Below are 18,585 nucleotides of genomic sequence, written 5' to 3'. Positions count from 1 at the left end.
GCTTCCTGCAATCCAACGTGATCAGAAGACAAATTGAAGATCATTAATTTTTGGTAGTAAAGATTTTATATTTAAGAGATTTAATTAAAAAAGGGTCATATTAAGAGGGGAGTTTCTTTTTGTTTGGGGTGCTCAGAGGGTATGCCCTTGAAAGCGGTATCCGCATCCTTTATTTCTATAAGCAACGAAACGCGTAACACTCAGATAATGAACGAGATGCATTAGTTGTGTGGAATGCATTTGAGGTCAAGCACGCCAGGGTATCAATTCATGCCTGGAGGGCTTACCCGCGAATCCACTCCTAAAACTTGCATCAGCACTCCTGGCACGACAACGTCTGTCTGCTAGAAGTATGCTGCAAGTGCACATGCGCTCGTCTATGCACACGCCCGGCACGGACAGCCTTATCGGTCCAGAGCCTGCAATATGGTTACTCTACGTGTAGTTGCTCTGCTTACAGTTGGTCTGGCCTGCGGTGCATATCGTCGTTTTTCGGTTAGATTAGAAGTACCCATACCATGAAGAAGTTAGCCACAAGGCTCCTGTGTGGGTTCGTAGTGCTGTTATTAGCACCCGGACTTGTTTTTGCACAGGAAGGAACCATTACTGGTAGTGTAACAGATGCAGAAACCGGGGAGACGCTGCCTGGGGCAAACGTAGAGATTCCCGATCTCGGGGTTGGAATTGCTACAGGTGTTGATGGCATGTACGAGCTTGAAGGAATCCCGGCCGGAGCATATGACGTCGTGTTCAGCTTCGTTGGATACCAGCAGCAAGAGGTAGCTGTCGAAGTGGAAGCGGGTGAGACTGTGGAACTCGATGTCGAACTTCTTGCTGATGCCGCTCAACTTGATGAGATCGTAGTAACAGGGCTCGGTGTTGAGCAGACGCGGGGAGAAGCAAATATATCGGTTGCTAGCATCGATGCCGGAGAGCTTTCTGAAACGTCGGAGTTCGAAAACGTAACCGACCTTTTGCAGGGACGAACGTCGGGAGTAACCATATCCCGTTCGTCTGGCAATGTAGGGGGCGGACTGCGTTTTGACGTACGGGGTGGTGTAAGCCTTAACAGTGACGGCCAGCCACTTATTTTCGTAGATGGCACACGCATTTCCCAGGACTCTGGGCCCGGATTTGGTGTTGGTGGCCAGCCCGCATCCTCTCCTCTGGCTGATCTTGACCCGAGTAATATCGAGTCGATCAACGTGCTGAGAGGACCCGCCGCTACGTCTCTGTATGGTACCGATGGTACCGATGGAGTTGTGCTAATCGAGACGAAAAGTGGACGCGAGGGACAAGAGCTTGAGGTTAACTACCAAGGGACCCTGGGATCAGCCGTAAAACAAAGAGGCTACAATGAAGGCATCTATCCCACCGCAGATCGCCTTGACGACATTCACCGTCGAGGAATGATTCAGGGGCATCGCGTAAATGTTTCAGGATCTCTCGAAGATGTTAATTACCGCATTGGATACTCTCACCGGAACACAGAGAGTATTTTCCCGACGGGAGAAGGAGAGCGAAACAATCTGAATGCAAACATTGAAGCGCGCCCAACCGAGTCGCTCACAATAAACAGTCGTTCTACGCTAGCCTTAAACTACTATAGCCGCCCTCAGGCAGACAACAACATTTTTGGAGTGCTTGGGGCCCTTGCTCTTGACGCGCCATTTGGTGCATTCACAGAGCGGGATAGCACGGCTTTCTTTGCGATTGATGATCAGCAGCGTGTTCGAACGTTCCAGCAGTCTGCGGATGTTACGTACACCCCAGATGCCCTCTCGGGCTTAACTCTTCGCGCTCAGGGAGGAGCTGATATTAGTGCCCGTCGCAATGATCAGACGGAGCCGAATCAGTTCAGTGATATTTATATATCCTCAGGCGGAGAGCGAAATGCTCTTGATGCAGATCGCCGCCGCTTTAACGCCGACCTGACTGCGACCTACGACTATGACCTTGCGTCTAACGTGAGTGCGACGACAACGGCAGGTACCCAGCTCTTTAGTGAGTCGGACCGGTTTGTGAATGCGACCGCTTCGGAGATCGGGACGGACTTGATTACCGACATTGGTGCTGGTACGCAGCTCGATAACATAGGCGAGGGGCTTTCAAATGAACGTAGCGCTGGAATCATTGGGCGTCAGCAGCTCAGTTTTGCAGACCGCTACTCGCTCGAATTCTCAATTCGACGCGACTGGTCTACCCGCCTCATTGCGGGCGAAACGGACTCGTTTGAAGAGTGGTATCCCGCCATCCGTGCATCCGCCCAGGTTGAAGAGTTCCTTCCGGATGCCGTGAGCCAGCTTAACCTGAGAGCATCATGGGGCCAGTCTGGGTCGCTGCCCAACCTCATTGATAGCGAACTGGTCCGTCTTGGCGGACAGTCCAGTGGCTTTGGTACTGGAGCGACTATTGGAAACATCGGAAATCCAGACCTGAACCTGGAGCAAGTAAACGAGATTGAGGGTGGATTCGATCTTGGGATCAATGATCGGTACACGCTCTCATTCACCTACTACCGGCAGAACACGGAAGACTCAATCGTGAACTTCCAGGTAGCTCCGTCGACCGGATTCGGTAACCAAGCGGAGCCACGCAACGTAGGTGAGATCTTTGCACAGGGCGTTGAGGTGGACTTCGGTGTGACAGTGCTTCAAACCGAGCAGCATTCGCTTGACCTCAACGCAAACTACAGCTACCGCGATCGGGAAGTACGCGAACTCGGCGGAGAAACCATTTTCGGAGGCTTTCAGCGTAACGTAATCCGAGAAGGCCTCGCGCCATTCAGCTTCTTTGGGCCAGAGGTGAGAGGAGCGTTGTTTGACGACGATGGCGTGTATCTCGGTCCAGATGTCAGTGATGAGAGGGTCGAACTTGGGAATCCGGTGCCAGACCACTTTGGTGGGTTTGGGTTTTCGGCGACCGTCTTTGAAGACCTGCGGATTAGTGCCCAGGCAGAGTACCAGCTGGGACACCAGGTATACTCAAACACTGCGCAGTTCCTGACACAGTTGGGTCAGAACGTCGAACGAAATGCCCTCACTGAGGAGCTTGCAGGGCTTCAGCCAGGAACCGACGAATATCGAGCGGTTGCAAATGACCTTGCTCGGACCAGTGCTACTGCAGGAGCAGGACAACTCGACAACTTCCTTCAGGACGCTGATTTCCTTAAGTTGCGTTCCCTTGGAGTGCGCTATAACGCATCCGATTTGTTCAGTTCGGTAACGGGAACCGATCAGGTTAGAAACCTCTCGTTTGGATTCTCTGCCTCGAATCTCTTCACGATCACGAATTACGACCTGGGTCCCGATCCGGAAGTCAACTTTGATGGGTCGCGAGGTTTGATACGTGGACAGGACTTCCTCACTCTCCAGAACCCGAGGGAGTACACGTTCACCATTCAGGTTGGTATCTAAGCATGCCGTAGGGGAGTGGGGATGAAAACCCGCTCCCCTGTTTCTGACCTACCTATTTGCTCTCGCATTTTTATACAGTCAAAATTGATATGAGTAGTTATCAGACCTTACTTAGAAGAATTTCGACACTTAGTGTCGCTCTGGCTCTTGCCATGATGTTTGTCGCCTGCGACTCATTCGTGGCAAATGTTGACCAGCCGATTGACGAAGCTGGAAGTGATCAGTTCAGTGATCCGGCTGAAGCTGAGTTTCTCATTACGGGAATTGAATCACAATGGGCTGATTCGCACTCTGGTGTTGCCGATCTTGCTGACGGATTATCTGATGAACTGCGCTTTGGAATCAATGCCGATGCGACGTTCCCAACGTTCTCCGAGCTTGATGCAGGCATCATCGCAGAAGACAACAACAGTATTACAGGTTCACTGAACGACCTGCAGGAGTATCGGTACCTGGCAGACGATTTGCTCCGTCGCGTTGAGGAAGATGATCAGTTCGACCTCTCGGACCCTTCTGCAACAGCTTCGGAAGAGGAGGTGCGTCTTGCCGCTAACCTCCACGGAGCTAATGCCCGCTACTACCTTGCTACCTACTTTGGTCACCCTGACGATCCGCGCCGGGGTGGAGCTACAATCGATACGTCTGCGTTCATTCCGTCTCCAGAGCTCTATCAAGAGGCAGAAGATAAGTATGCAGAGGCGTTGGCACAGGCTGAAGTGTTGGGAGACGATGCAGAACAGAGACAGATTCAAGCGGCCCGGGCCCGTGCAGCGCTTTACGCTGGCACGCATGACTTCCAAGACACTGGAGGCTTTCAAGGAGAAGAGGCGCTTGATGCAGCTGCCGAGTATGCCCAAGAAGCGCTTGAAGAGGGCGAGTCATGGGATGTCCTTTACGATTTGAACACGTCCAACGTGTACCATACGGAGGCAGGCGCAGGGCGTCTCCAGTTGGCTGTTCAGGATGGAAACCTCTTCCAGCTCTCAACCGAAGGTGAGAACCCATCGGAAAGCTATCGTGTGGCTGATGAAGATACGGGCGAACTGGTTGCCCGAAGCCACATTGAGACCATAGCGAACAATCCGGAAGAATTGAGCCGGATTCCGCTTACTATCATCAATTCTGGCGGCACAACCCTTGGCGGATTTGGTGCCCTCCCGGAAAATCTACAAAACCTTGCTCTTGGAGACGAGAGCTTCCCTGCTGTGTTCAACGATTGGCAGCCTGATGGAGAAGCGAATGAGATCTTCGGTGGCGACGCCGAAATAATCGAATGGGGCCAAGGCAAGTGGGAGCAGCGCACAAACATGCCGTTTATCAGCTGGCAAGAGCTCTTCCTGATCCGTGCGGAGCTTGAACTGCGTGGCAGAGATACTGGAAGTGAATCTGCTCTTGACTTGGTGAATACCGTTCGAGCTAGCTTTGGACTCAGTGACCTTAGCGACATTGACATGGAGCAGCTCGCCGTTGAGCGGGATCGTACGCTGTTCGCCACGGGGCATCGTCTTCCTGACCAGCGCCGGATGGATGTCGTTGAATGGCACCTGGAAGATCAGGTCGGTGGTCAGCCTACAGCGCAATGGTTGCAGCTCACACGAGCTGAGACGGAGCCTAATCCGAACTTCTAACAACCCGGCTGTTGACGCAGCATCTCGTATGACGCTCGCTAGGCGAGCCGAATCGGGATCGTTAATAAAGCAAGAAAGGGACCTGCCCGCTGGGTAGGTCCCTTTTGCTAGTGCTATGTTACACTTGAATGCGATGGTCCAACCTTGTCATCGCGAGGAAGGAGCTTGCGACTGACGCGGCGCTGTGAGCGCTAGCGAACGAGTACTCCTCTCTAGAGTCGGGGCGCGTCGCCGCTGCGCTCGCAATGACATAATCAAAGATACTTTTGTGGGTCTACTTAGGTGGCCCGTAAATGTGGCGTTCTCTCATCCTGGTAATGGTTGAATCATAGTATCCTGCATCCAAAGACGGTCATCCAGAGCGAAGCAACCGTACCCATCAAGGTAGTGGCAAAGCGTTAAATGACCTCTTCCCATAAAGGCGTTTGTCCGCGTGTTTTTCTCGTTTGTCATGCTGAACGCAGTGAAGCATCTCAACGCGAGCCGACGGAGGGGCTGGGTTACAGACACACGAGGAGCCCCATACCGTGCACGGTCTTGCTGGCCATGAGCGGTCGGCGCTGAAATCCGTCCCTACAGGCTCGTCTTCAAGATGGAAAACGATCACGTACACGTTACCCCAGCAGGTGCGCAGTTGAAATATACTACCTAATCAGCATGAGACCCCATTCGTCAGGACCGTCGAGGAGTCTCCCAACTATACGGGTGACCTACCAGGTGTAGAGACATCGGTTGCTCATAACAAAAGATCGACAGCAGGTCTCGTTGGTATACTCCGCAGATATACGTTAACGTGCTCTATTTTCAGTAAGACTGCTTTGCAATGAGGAGTCTTGGGACTCGGGTGTATACCCTGCATAAGTAGGTGTAGCAAAAGGGATAAGCTATTCTGTTTTGAAAAAAGAAGTGTTTAAATAAAGGTTTAAGGAATGATATAAGGCACAAAAGGAGATTATTGTGTAGTCTACCCAGTTCTCTTTTGGATTTCCTTGATATTCACATCACCGTGTGGAGAAGCCCTTTCTTACAGATAACTTCTAAAAATGGAGGGTATAGACGGGAGATAAGAGCAGATGTGATTCAGAATGTCTAAAAGAAGCCAATATATTTTGTGTAATTCTTTTGCGGGCGTGGGTTACCCCCAAGGGCTTTATTGACAAAGAGGTTAAGCCTTCTTAACCATAGTGTGTACAAAGTGGCAATAACACCATCATGTACGCGTCCTTGATTACGCAAGCATGCGATAAAAAGATGTCCAGATGACCCAGCACATGCTACATCGGTGAAGGACATCGGCCATCGATTTATGCAAGCCATCGACTGATGCAAAACGATTCAGATTCCTAAAATCGACTACAGTTGTACGCAGTCTCTTGCTGATGCAATCTGTAGCAGTTTATGAAGCAACGCTAGCTTGACGTATTGGACCTCGGAAGCGAGTTCGTAGCTGCCTACGCCCTTGAGGTAAGAAAAGCAGCTTGTGAAGTCTTTTCCCGGAAGAGCTAGCTGTTGCTATTGGTAAACTGCTCTTTTTGGTGCAGGCATTCTATATTATATATTATGTCTAACCAAAAAAAGCTGATTGGATCAGTCCATAGAAAACGATGGCAAAGAGGCGCACGATATGGTGAGTTATGAGCCATTTTGCTAGATATGTTTTTGCTAGACAGAGGATACCATACGCCATGAAAAGGTTAGCTACACAGTTTCTGTGTGGGCTTGTGGTGCTACTATTAGCACCCGGGCTCGTACTTGCACAAGATGGTACCATAACAGGTACTGTAACAGATGGAGATACCGGCGAAGAGTTGCCTGGAGCAAACGTAGAGATTCCTGATTTAGGGATGGGTGTTGCTACAGGCGCCGACGGTACATACACGCTTGAGGGCGTCCCCGCAGGCGAACAAACCCTTCGTATTTCATTTCTGGGATACGCTCCAACCGAAGAGACCGTTGAGGTAACGCCTGGTGAAGTGACCACGCTTGACGTGGGGCTTCAAGCCGATCTGGCCGCACTCGACGAAGTACGTGTCGTTGGATACGGTATTCAGCGCGACCAGCGCGATATTACCGGGTCGGTGTCCAGCATCTCCGCTGAAGACATCGAAGGAGCCATGGTCTCATCCCCTGAACAATTGCTGCAAGGGCGGACCGCCGGTGTGCAGTTGACTACGACCTCCGGGATGGCAGGAGCGGCTACCTCCGTTCGTGTCCGTGGACCGTCGTCTATTACAGGAGGTAGTCAGCCGCTCTATGTGGTTGACGGACAGCCGATTATTTCGGGTGACTTTGGTTCGAACGTAGGTACCTCGGCCACAAATGCGTTGGCTGACCTGAATCCCAACGACATCGAGTCGATTGAGGTGCTCAAAGACGCTTCGGCGACTGCCATCTATGGATCGCGTGCCGCCAACGGCGTTGTTCTTATCGAAACCAAGCAAGGCCGCAATCAGGCTACGGAAGTAAGCTTTGGAGCGCAGCTCGGTTCGGTAACTGCCGTTGATGAATGGCCCGTACTTGACGGTCCGCAATGGGCTGAGGTCTACCGTGAGGCATTTGATAACTTTAATGATATTCAGTTTGGCGGTGCGCTTGGTGACTTTCCAGAGCAAGCATTCGGGTTCCCACAGTTGCCTACTCCCGAAGCGGCCTCAAACACCAACTGGGTTGATGAGGTCTTTGAAACAGGGCTTCGCCAGGAGTACAATATGTCCATCCGTGGTGGCGATGAAAACACACGCTTCTTCGTAAGCGGTACGTTCGATGATAACCAGAACTACGTACGGAGTAACGAATTCCGCCGCATTGGTGGGCGCGCCAACATCGAACACGATGCTTTTGAATGGGCGCAGATTGGTGCCCGGATTAGCACAAATCGGGCGCGGAACCAGCGTGCTGCAGCGGATAACCTTGTAGCGGCTCCGCTGACCTCATCGGCACTCGTTCCGCCGATTGTTGACATTTGGCAAGATGAAGAGGCCGGTGTTTATAACTTCTCCAACCCGTGGAATATTGCGGATAATGTTGTTGGATCTTCGGTCCTCAACAACTATGACGCCAACAGCTGGCGTTCACAGGGGAATGCTTACGCTCTCATCGAGCCGTTTGAGACGCTGCGCTGGCGTACACAGGGAAGCATGGACATCCTCACGATGGAGGAGTTCTTCCGCTATGATGACCGCACAACAGATGGAGCGCCCGACGGATTTGGGCAAACCATCTATCGTGAGCAGCGCAACTTCACCATCAACACCACGCTTGACTACTCGGACACCTTCTCCGACGTACACCGTATTGGATTGCTCGGTGGATTCGAGTTTGAGCGCCAGGAACGCAATAATGTGTTTGCCTCGGTGACAAACTTCCCCTCGAATACGTTTCGGACTGCCGCTTCAGGTGCGGATCCATCAACGGTATCAGCTACGATTGATCGCATTGCGCGCTTGGAATCGTACTTTGCTCGTGTTGACTACACGTATGATGATCGCTACATCTTCGATCTGAGTGCACGTTTGGATGGCTCATCGCGCTTTAGCGAAGAAAACCGTTACGGGTTCTTCCCTGCGGGTTCGGTGGCCTGGCGTGTGCTTGAAGAAAGCTTCATGGATGGCGTTGATTATCTCGACGAGTTCCGATTCCGTGTGAGCTATGGCATCACTGGAAACGATCAGATTGGCTTCTTTGGCTCACGTGGTCTGTTTGGGTCAGGAGCGAATTACGACAACATAGCGGGTATTGCACCTAGTCAGTTGCCCAGCCCGGATCTGCAGTGGGAAAGCACCAGCCAGATCGACATCGGAATGGATCTCGGCATTATGGACCGCGTGGCCCTGACCTTCGATCTCTGGCAGAAAGACACCGACGATCTCATTCTGCCGGTGCAGGTGCCGCTTAGCTCGGGTTTCTCAAGCCTCGACCGGAATGTAGGTGACATGCGTAACCGTGGGTTTGACCTGTCGCTCGAAACCCGCAACGTTACGGGCAACTTCCACTGGACGACTGATTTTCAGCTTTCGTACCTCGAAAACGAAGTCACCTCGCTTGTGGATGATGAGCCGATTGCTTCAGGCGTTCAACGCGCCGAGGTCGGTGAACCGCTTGGTACGTTCTTCCTGATTCCATGGGAAGGCGTGGATCCAGACACAGGTCTTCCGCAATGGCTCGATCAGGATGGTAACATCACCAATAACCCAACAGCGGCTGATCGTCGCCTCACTGGCAAAGCATTGCCTACCTGGACCGGTGGAATCACCAATGAGCTTGGATATGGAGGGCTTAACTTAAGCTTCCTCGTGCAGTTTGAAGCCGATAAAGAGGTATATAACGGCACCTACGCGTTCATGATGAATCCATCGACCTTTAATCTCCACGAGGACTACCTGGACCGCTGGCAAGAACCAGGCGATCAGACTGACGTGCCGCGTAACGTATTCGCTGACCTGGATGATGCTACGCAAACGTCCACACGCTTCCTCGAAGATGCTTCGTACGTTCGTTTGAAGGATGTCACGCTATCGTATCAGTTGCCGCAAACGGCATTGGAGTCAATCAACCTGAGCAGTGCCCGCATCTTTGTGCGCGGCACCAACTTGCTCACCTTTGACGGTATGTCGGTTGGCGATCCTGAGTCAACATCCGCAGGAAACGTTTCGGCGCTTAATGAAGGAGATGTCTTCTTCACAGCACCGCAGCAGCGCACCATCACCGGTGGAGTTCGCTTCACCCTCTAACGTGAACTAGACTAGTCGGCCTTCGGTGAGAGCCTTCGGGTTCTCACCGAAGACTGCTGGTCTGCGGAAGCATTCCTTACAAGCGACCTCAAACAACACCTTATTAGTAATGATATACCGTAAACTACTATCTTTCACCATTGCTCTTACACTGGCATTAAGCCTGAGCGCCTGTGATCTTTTGGACGTAGAACCCGCACAGTCTGTAGATGCAGAGGGCGTATTCGATAGTGCTCAAGCTGCAGAATCTGCTATGAACGGCGTCTACGATGGCGTACAAGCTTCGGGCGTCTATGGAGGGTTCTTCACCAAGATGGCCGACTTTACCTCCAACAATGGAAACTTTTCCGGTTCCTTTACGACCTATCAAAGTGCCCGTGACTTTGGCAAACTCGCCAGTCATGGGCCCGCCCAGAACATGTGGTCAGGGCACTACACCGCAATTAATCGGGCCAATAACGTCATTGAACAGGTTCCTGAACTTGTAGAGTCGGGCGTTGACCCTGATGCTGACGAAGCGCTCGAAAATCGTCTTGTTGGAGAAGCGACATTCGTTCGTGCGCTCATGCACTTTAACCTGGTACGGTTGTATGCCGAACCATATGAGCCGGGAGTAAGCAATACGCAAGATGGGGTGCCGCTGGTAACCTCGCGTACGGAATCTCCCGAAGACGAGTTGGAAATTCCACGAAGCACTGTGGAAGAGGTCTACAGCCAGATCGTTGAAGATCTTGAGACAGCACAGTCCCTGATGGACCCGTCTTCAACCGGCATTCGTGCTTCCGAAGGTGCCGCAACTGCACTGCTCGCGAAGGTGCGTTTGTACCAGGGTGAGTACGCAGAGGCAGCGTCCCTCGCAGACGAAGTTATCGGAAGTGGAGTCTACAGTCTCGATGATCCGGTCTCTGTTTTTGATCAGCAGGGCGGAAGCTCTGAGGCAATTTTTGCCGTCCGCTACACTGCCGATGATAACACAGGCGTTAACGACTTTCCGTCTTCGTTCTATCTCCCACAAGATATCGGTGGGCGTGGTGATATCCGCGTGACCTCCGATCTGCTTGCTCTCATTGAGGACGATGATCTGCGCGGCCCTGCCGGCCTCATGTATGGGTTTGATGATGGCGGTGTTGGAGCCTGCGAAGTTGGTCCTGACTGTAATGCCTGGACGGCTAAGTGGGACAGCCCTCAGAACGATGACGACGCGCTTGTTCTACGTCTTTCAGAGATGTACCTGATTGCGGCCGAAGGATGGGCACGTACAGGTAACGATGACGATGCGCGCAACTACCTGAATGATATCCGGGAGCAAGCCAATGCATCGGAAATCGAAAGCGACGTAGAGGGCAGCGATCTGATTGATGCTATCATCCAAGAGCGTCGTGTTGAGTTGGCCTTTGAAGGAGACTGGCGCCACGATGTGATTCGCCGTGGTGCTCCGCTCGTGAGCAGCACCGGTACCGCGGATGAAGAGCAGCGTATCTTCCCGATCCCGCAGCGCGATCGTGATGTCAATGACGAACTCACCCAGAACCCGGGCTACTAACACGAGCATACCCGCTACATTGTAGTAGCTGCACAACCAAGCAGCTGTCTGGATATTGCTTCCAGGCAGCTGCTTTTTTGTTGGTGGGTATATGTCGGATAAGGGGTACCCGTAACGCATTGATTTCAACTCACTCATCTCCAAATACTCATCTCCAAACACTCATCTCCAAATACAATGTGGTCTTGTTGCAGTGCTCTCATCAGATTAGAGATCTGTTCTAGACAGGCCTAAGTAAGGACAGGCATGAAGTTGGGGTTTTGTGCGTTTCAAACCGGTATCATGTGCGCCCCGACGTTGTTAATACACACTCTCATTCGTACGGTGCTTCGTTTCACATAAGTGTTTCGTCTATATGATGTTGCGTAATCCCTCCCCCTAAATCCCCCTCCTCTGAGGGGGACTTGAGGAACCCCTTCCACGGTTCTTTCCTTCTCGGGGAGGACAGGTAGGATGAAGGAGAATCCACCCGGCAATCCCCAAAACCATTGTTGAGGTCACTTAGTGCCGTATCACACGTGAATGATGGAGTTTCGATGGGTGTTTTACCCGTCAGTACCGGACAAAAATAAGAGGGAGGTCTTGATCGTCGGGAGGCCAGCGTCTTTTCGTGGATCCTGGATCTCCGTTCGTAGGCTCACTAAGCCTGTCTTGAACTCGATTCAGGATCTGGATGACAGTCGGAGGGCATCGATACGTCTGAACACCCAACGACGCTCAGCATCTGCCTACTATACAGTCATCCTGAACTTGATTCAGGATCCATCCTTCGAGAAAGAGACTCCCGTCTGCTTGTTCGGCATTGGGTTGTCTTTTTGTCGGGTACAGTGGTTTTACCCTCCATCTTAGCCGTCCTCCCCGGGGAGGACGGGAACCAGAGGGTGTTCTCATGAAGCCCCCCCCCCCTCGGAGGAGCTACGGTGTATACACACCTGGTGCATCGCCAGGAGCCTGGTGCATCGCCAGGAGAGGCGGGATGCTGCCGCGTCCGCAGGTCATCCTGACGCCGCTAGGCGGACGGACCTCAAGGCCATCCCTGCAGACTCGGCCCGTCCAGGGCGCGGGGGCCCCGCGGGGGAGGCCTATCGACACTGAACAGCAGGCCCCCTCGACTGCAGGGCGCTGAGATGCTTCACTGCGTTCAGCATGACATAACATGGCATGACACGCTGGGAATGACATTTAGGGGATGCGCTATCGTCTCCGGCGATTGGGGTGCCCATACTGTACGTGGGACCACCCCCGATCTGTATAAACTATAGCTCGGAGGAAGGGGGTTAGGGGAAGGAATTTCGTGCCCACAAACCACCCAAACAATCAGGTGTGACACTAGTGCTGTGTCACAGGTCAATCTTTGGGTGGACAACGACCCCGTTTTAATGTTGTCATCTTGAGCGGAGCAACTGCGTCTAGCAGGTGTGGAGTCCTGACACGAGCGTAGCGACTGACGAACGCAGTGAGTAAAGATCTCCCTCGAAATGGGCAGGGCCGCTCGATCGATCAGAGCCTGCTGAGCGTCGGGGAGATGGTTCGGCTGCGCTCACCATGACAGGTTTTTGGAGGGGATTGGGACACAGAGTTTGGCACGGTCCCCGTACCCTAACATTGTCATCGCGAGAAGGGAGCCTGCGACCGACGCGGCGCTGTGAGCGGTAGCGAACGAGTACTCTTGGGGTGCGATCTCATGCCGTTGAGTGGATAGCTGCATCCGGTCTGATAGCATGAGATTGCACTCCAAGAACACGTCCTCCCTACGGCCGGGGCGCTTCGCTGCGCTCGCAATGACATACGCGAAGATACGTTTGTGCACATACCTAAAGCCTATGTTCTATAGCGCCAAAGTGTCTTCTCATGGGACCTCACATTCAGAGCGTAGCTGGTTCAGAGCGTAGCTGGTTCAGAGCGTAGCTGGCCCAATGGGGCGAGTTCTATCATTTGGGAAGTAGCCTACTCACGCATTTGATCAACGAAGAACGGCTTTCGAGCACTAGGTAGAAGTTAATTGTTTTTATTCACGGTTCGTTCAAATTTATCGAATACATTCTGACAGGATATGAGACATAAAGCGTAAAAAGAAGGCTTTAGCGGACAGAGGTCCCCTTTTGTGTCTCATTTATATTGAGCTTATTCTCGGGATTATTTTGTGTATATCCTTATAACAGATGATAGATAAGAAGAATATATCCACTGCCCCTTGATAAAGACCTACACAGTTCTTAATCATGGGTACACGAAATGGTAACATCCTGACCATATACGTCAGGGCTTCTGTGCCCACCCTCCATAGGAGTTCGAACGAGGGAGAGGACGTTGCAGATAAGACGCGAAAGCGTTCTTCTTCGAAGACGACTCAACCACGTTTCTCCAATGTTTGGTTGTGAAGTGCCTGCTATCTGATATAGATGCAGGATATCATGTAAGTAGCTGCAGTGCTAATTAGGAACCGATGCTTTACTTAAAGACGCAGGTTCACAAATTTGCATCGTTTAGCCATCTTGCATCACTTCACCGATATGTTCTTCTCTGTATGTAGAGGTACAGTATATGCTACGATACGCATGTGCTGCTATACTATATACGCGAAGGGCAGGCCAGCAGCAGGGGGCAGTTATTCGATTAGGATGTGCCGCTCATCGTTTTTGCTAGACAGAGGATACCACATACCATGAAAAGATTAGCTACACAGTTTCTGTGTGGGCTTGTGGTGCTACTATTAGCACCCGGGCTCGTTTTTGCACAGGACGGAACGGTTACTGGAACCGTAACCGATGCCGACAGCGAAGAGCCGCTGCCCGGTACAACCGTCCAAATTCCTGAATTAGGTATTGGAGCAGCCACAGACGCGGAAGGGAGCTTCTCGCTGACTGTTCCTGAAGGCACCCATACGCTCACGGCCTCATTTGTAGGCTACCAGACGTTCACGCAAGACATTGAAGTCGTGGCGGACGAAACACTCACCGTCGATATTCCGCTCGAAATTGCGCAAGAGCAGCTTGGTGAAGTCGTCGTTGGAGCCCTTGGTATTCAGCGCGATCGCACGCAAAGCCGTGTATCCGTGGGGCGTGTTGATGCCTCTGATATTGCCGAGCGTGCCAGCTTCGACAACGTATCGCAACTTATTAGCGGCAACGTAGCCGGCGTAAGTGCCAGCGCGTCGTCTGGTAACGTGGGCGGCGGCATTCGCTTTAACGTTCGCGGTGGGGGCGGCCTTGGCGGTGACGGCCAGCCGGCCATCTATGTGGACGGTACCCGCATCGACAATAATGAAGTTACTGGATTTGGAGCTGGTGGACAGGGGGTTTCCCCGTTGGCTGATCTAAATCCCAGCGACATCGAAAACATCGACATCATTCGCGGACCATCTGGTGCGGCGATCTATGGTGTGGATGGGTCGAACGGTGTTGTACTCATTACCACCAAAAGCGGTAGCTTCTCAGCGGAGCCCTCGTTTAACGTGGAGTACCGTGGCACCGCCGGGTGGAGCAATCAAGAACGTGAATACAGCGACCGTAATCATGTAACGGCTGATCTCGCCAACGATCTTTTCAGCACCGGGTCAGTGCAAGAGCACCAGGTATCCGCCTCTGGTGGGGCGGACTTTGCCCGCTTCTTTGCATCGGTTAACCATCGCATTATAGATGGAACGCTCCCTCGTAATGAGGGCGAGCGGACGACCATGCGTGGTAACTTCGAAGCATTCCCTACAGAGGATGTCTCGATTCGCGCCAATGCATCGTTCACGTTGAACGAGTTGGAGCGCCCCGACAACGATAACAACGTGCAGGGGTATCTGGGTAACACGTTGCTTCTTCCCACGCCCTATCTGTTTACGGATAGTCTCGCCATCAACCAAATGGTGGACATTCAGCGCGTCAACCGCTTCCAAGGATCGCTGCGCGGAAGCTGGGAGCCGATCGACAACTTGACGCTCCAGGCAACAGCGGGCTTTGACTCCTCAACCCGTCGCCAAGACCGGACGCGTCCGCCTGGGTTCTTCTATTCGGGCATTGGTACCGATGGTGAACGCAACATCTTTATGCGTCAGAACGACAACTATAACTTCGACGCACAGGCCTCTTATGGGTACAACATTACACCTGATCTGCGTGCTACCACGCTTGTTGGAGGCCAGTATACCGATATCACGCGTCGAACATCCTTTAGCACAGCGCGCGACTTCGCCAATGAACTCATTACGGACATTGGCACTGGTGCCGAGTTCTTCGATATTGGTGAAGGCCAATTCAATGAGCGGACCGGCGGCCTGTTTATGCAGCAGGAGTTTATATTCGATAACACGTATACACTCACAGGATTGGTGCGTCGTGATGTAGCCACCTCGTTCGGGGAAGACGTTTCGAGTGTGCTGTATCCGAGTGTAACAGGATCGGTTACGCTGTCGAACTTTGACTTCGTGCCCGATGCCTTTACTAACCTGACGTTCCGTTCGGCCTATGGGGAAACCGGTGAACTGCCCGGACTGCTGGATGGTGAACCGCTGCGCTTTGCCGCTACCGTTGCCGAGTTTGGCGGGAGTGCCTCGATCAGCTCGGTAGGAAACCCGGAGATTGAGCCGGAGCGCATTCGTGAGTTCGAAACAGGAATTGACTTTGACCTCTACGATCGCTACTCCGCCGATATTACCGCATGGTGGCAATGGGCCACTGATTCGATTATCAGTGCGCCCCTGCCGTCCTCAAGCGGATTTGGCTTCCAGGCCCTTCCCACAAACGTAGGGGGCATTAACAGCCGTGGTCTTGAGCTTACGTTGGGTGCTACGCCTTACGTGTCTGAGTCGGCTCGTCTGGACCTGACCTTCACTTACGGCTATCAGTGGAGCGAAGTCCAAGATCTCGGCGACGATCGGGATGAGATCTTTGGTGGATTCAACCGTAATGTGTTGAAACCCGGATTGCCGCGTCAGGCCTTCTTTCTCGTGCCCGTTATCGGGGCCAACTTCGATGAGGATGGCGTCTACACCGGTCCACAAACCGGCGAACGCACCCAGGTTGGAAACCCGATTCCGGATCACACCGGTGGGCTTCGCATCAACGCAACGCTCTTCGAGAACCTGTCGCTGAGCGCGTTTGCCGAATATGCAGCAGGCCACCAGGTCTTTAACAGCACCGCAGGCTTTGGTGCAGGAACAGGGGGCTATCCGGTTCGAAACGAACTGTCGGATCGCCTTGACCAGCTTACGCCCGGCACCGATGAGTATATCGATATTGCCGAGCAGTTCGCGCGCACCAATACCAACTTCGATGCTAACTTTGTCGAAGATGCTGACTGGATCAAGATTCGCGAAGTGTCGGCTCGGTATAACTTTACCGACTTGCTTCAGCGCAGTGGGGCCACTCCGGTAAACAACGTGACGCTCGGATTTGCCGCGCGCAACCTGTTTACCTTCACTAACTACTCAGGACCCGATCCGGAAGTAAACTTTGACGGAGGCCGGGGCCTGATTCGTGGACAAGACTTCCTGACACTGCCGCAATCGCGGGAGTTCCAGATTAGTCTGACGCTTGGGTTCTAAACCCCCTTGGCTAGCAAAAGCGTCCTCATGGGGCTGCCAGTGCCTATGGCAAAAGGCAGCCCCCACCGGGGACTCCATTTTCCACGAATACAAATACGTTAGCTTATACGACTATGAGACTACTATCTCTTTTTACAGCCGTCCTTGTTGTGGCCTTGAGCCTTACAGCATGTGACAGCATCATCGATGATACGCTCGACCCCATCTCAACGGTGGGAGATGCCGAGCTCACTGATCCTGAACAAATGGAGTTCGTTATTAACGGAGTCCAGGCACGTAGCAACAACGTGCAAGACAACATGAGCGTGCAAGCCGGACTGATGTCCGACCAGTTCATCTTTGGCGGTGGCATCGGGGGAGGCGCTACCTTCCCTACCTTCCGTGATCTGATGCGCGGGCTTCCGTCTGACACCAATCCACTGAACAATAACTCGGTGGATGGTACGCAAAATCACCTTGGCCAGTACCGGTTCTTGGCCGACGATCTGCTGCGTCGTCTTAATGAAATCGGTGCCGATGCCTTTGAAGAAGGGGAAGACGACCCACTGTGGATTCAAGGCAATTACAAAGCCAACTTTCATGGTGGCGTAGCTCGGTATTACTGGGCGACCTACTTTGGACTGGAGCCGGGCATTAACAGCCCGGGTGGTGGCGTAATCTCTGAACTCGAAAATCCGGCTGATACCGAGCGCGGCGAGTTTATCGCCTCCGCGGATATGTATGATCGTGCACTTAGCAAGCTCAACGATGCGCTTCCGTTTGCTGATGCGTACCAGACGCGTCTCATCAACACGATTAAGGCACGGATTGCGCTTTTCCAGGATGATCTTGCCGAGGCTGAGGCTCGCGCCAGTGAAGGTCTTGAACCGGGTGATGCCCCTTTCCAGAACATCTATCGGGATGGGTCAGGAAATCAGCAAAACACCTGGTTCTCGCAAGGAGGCCCAGGCCGTACCCAAGCCGTAGCGGCGCCGCGCTTCTTCCACGGTGCTGAGTACCTGGATGGCGATCTTGAAAGCCCGGAATCTGTTCGCATTCCGCAGTTTGATGGCGAAGACGCTGGTCAAGTCATTGACGGCGGCGCCACCCTCCTGAACCGAGAAGGTGAGCATCCACTCCGTGTAGATATTGGCTTTGGCGATGGGGATTCGGTCCCGCTTTATGCGCAGGGCCTCTATACCAACCGCGGCGATAATATCGACTTTGCGACGTGGCAAGAAAATCACCTCATGCTGGCTGAAATCAATCAGCGCAATGGGGAAGATGCTCTCGCTCTTGAGCAGGTCAACGAAGTTCGCGAATCGCACGGCCTTGACGAAATTGATGCCGCTGACTACGATGGCATGAACACCATCTACGTAGAGCGAGACAAGGAGCTGTTCACCATGTCGCTCCGTCTTCCCGATCAACGCCGGGCTACGCTGTTCAACATTGATGGCCTCGATATAGACCGTCATGGATGGCACCTCGCCGATAACGTGTGGGCGCACTTGCCTATCACGCTCGCCGAGCGCCTGAACAATCCGAACCTGCCCAATGATCTTCCCTGATCAGATGAACGGAATCGGATGCGTATGTTAACCTGCTTTCGATAGTGGGTCTGTGCGCACTTAAATCATCACAAAGCCTGCCGCGTCATGCGGTGGGCTTTGTGTGTTTGAGGCCCTCTGTTTGATACATTTCCTGATCCGTATCAAACAACTGCAGCGCACACACTTCCTCCTCGCGATGACAA

6 protein-coding genes are annotated in these 18,585 nt (G+C 52.7%); all 6 read left to right on the top strand.

The window, feature by feature from the left end:
• The first annotated feature begins 518 nt into the window (after positions 1 to 518).
• The 6 genes from ACZ5AL_RS09500 to ACZ5AL_RS09475 all read left to right on the top strand — a co-directional run bounded on the left by ACZ5AL_RS09500 (position 519) and on the right by ACZ5AL_RS09475 (position 18,400).
• Positions 519 to 3,416, top strand: a complete 2,898-nt coding sequence (locus ACZ5AL_RS09500; protein WP_464510134.1) for a carboxypeptidase-like regulatory domain-containing protein — start codon at positions 519 to 521, stop codon at positions 3,414 to 3,416.
• 152 nt (positions 3,417 to 3,568) lie between these two features.
• The gene (locus tag ACZ5AL_RS09495) at positions 3,569 to 5,044 is read left to right on the top strand and encodes a hypothetical protein (RefSeq protein ID WP_464510133.1); all 1,476 of its coding nucleotides are present in this window, start codon (positions 3,569 to 3,571) and stop codon (positions 5,042 to 5,044) included.
• 1,685 nt (positions 5,045 to 6,729) lie between these two features.
• Positions 6,730 to 9,774 carry a SusC/RagA family TonB-linked outer membrane protein gene (locus tag ACZ5AL_RS09490; protein WP_464510132.1) on the top strand — a complete coding sequence of 1,015 codons (3,045 nt, stop codon included), beginning with the start codon at positions 6,730 to 6,732 and terminating at the stop codon, positions 9,772 to 9,774.
• Positions 9,775 to 9,883: 109 nt separating this feature from the next.
• On the top strand, positions 9,884 to 11,317 hold the full coding sequence (locus ACZ5AL_RS09485) for a RagB/SusD family nutrient uptake outer membrane protein (RefSeq protein ID WP_464510131.1): 1,434 nt from the start codon (positions 9,884 to 9,886) through the stop codon (positions 11,315 to 11,317).
• Positions 11,318 to 13,982: 2,665 nt separating this feature from the next.
• The gene (locus tag ACZ5AL_RS09480; RefSeq protein ID WP_464510130.1) at positions 13,983 to 16,850 is read left to right on the top strand and encodes a carboxypeptidase-like regulatory domain-containing protein; all 2,868 of its coding nucleotides are present in this window, start codon (positions 13,983 to 13,985) and stop codon (positions 16,848 to 16,850) included.
• A gap of 113 nt (positions 16,851 to 16,963) precedes the next feature.
• Positions 16,964 to 18,400, top strand: coding sequence for a hypothetical protein (locus ACZ5AL_RS09475; protein WP_464510129.1), 1,437 nt, complete (start codon positions 16,964 to 16,966; stop codon positions 18,398 to 18,400).
• The last annotated feature ends 185 nt before the right edge of the window (positions 18,401 to 18,585 follow it).

The sequence above is a fragment of the Natronotalea proteinilytica genome (assembly GCF_055379935.1).
Note: the sequence above shows the minus strand (reverse complement) of the source record. Positions and strands in the feature narration are given on the sequence as shown.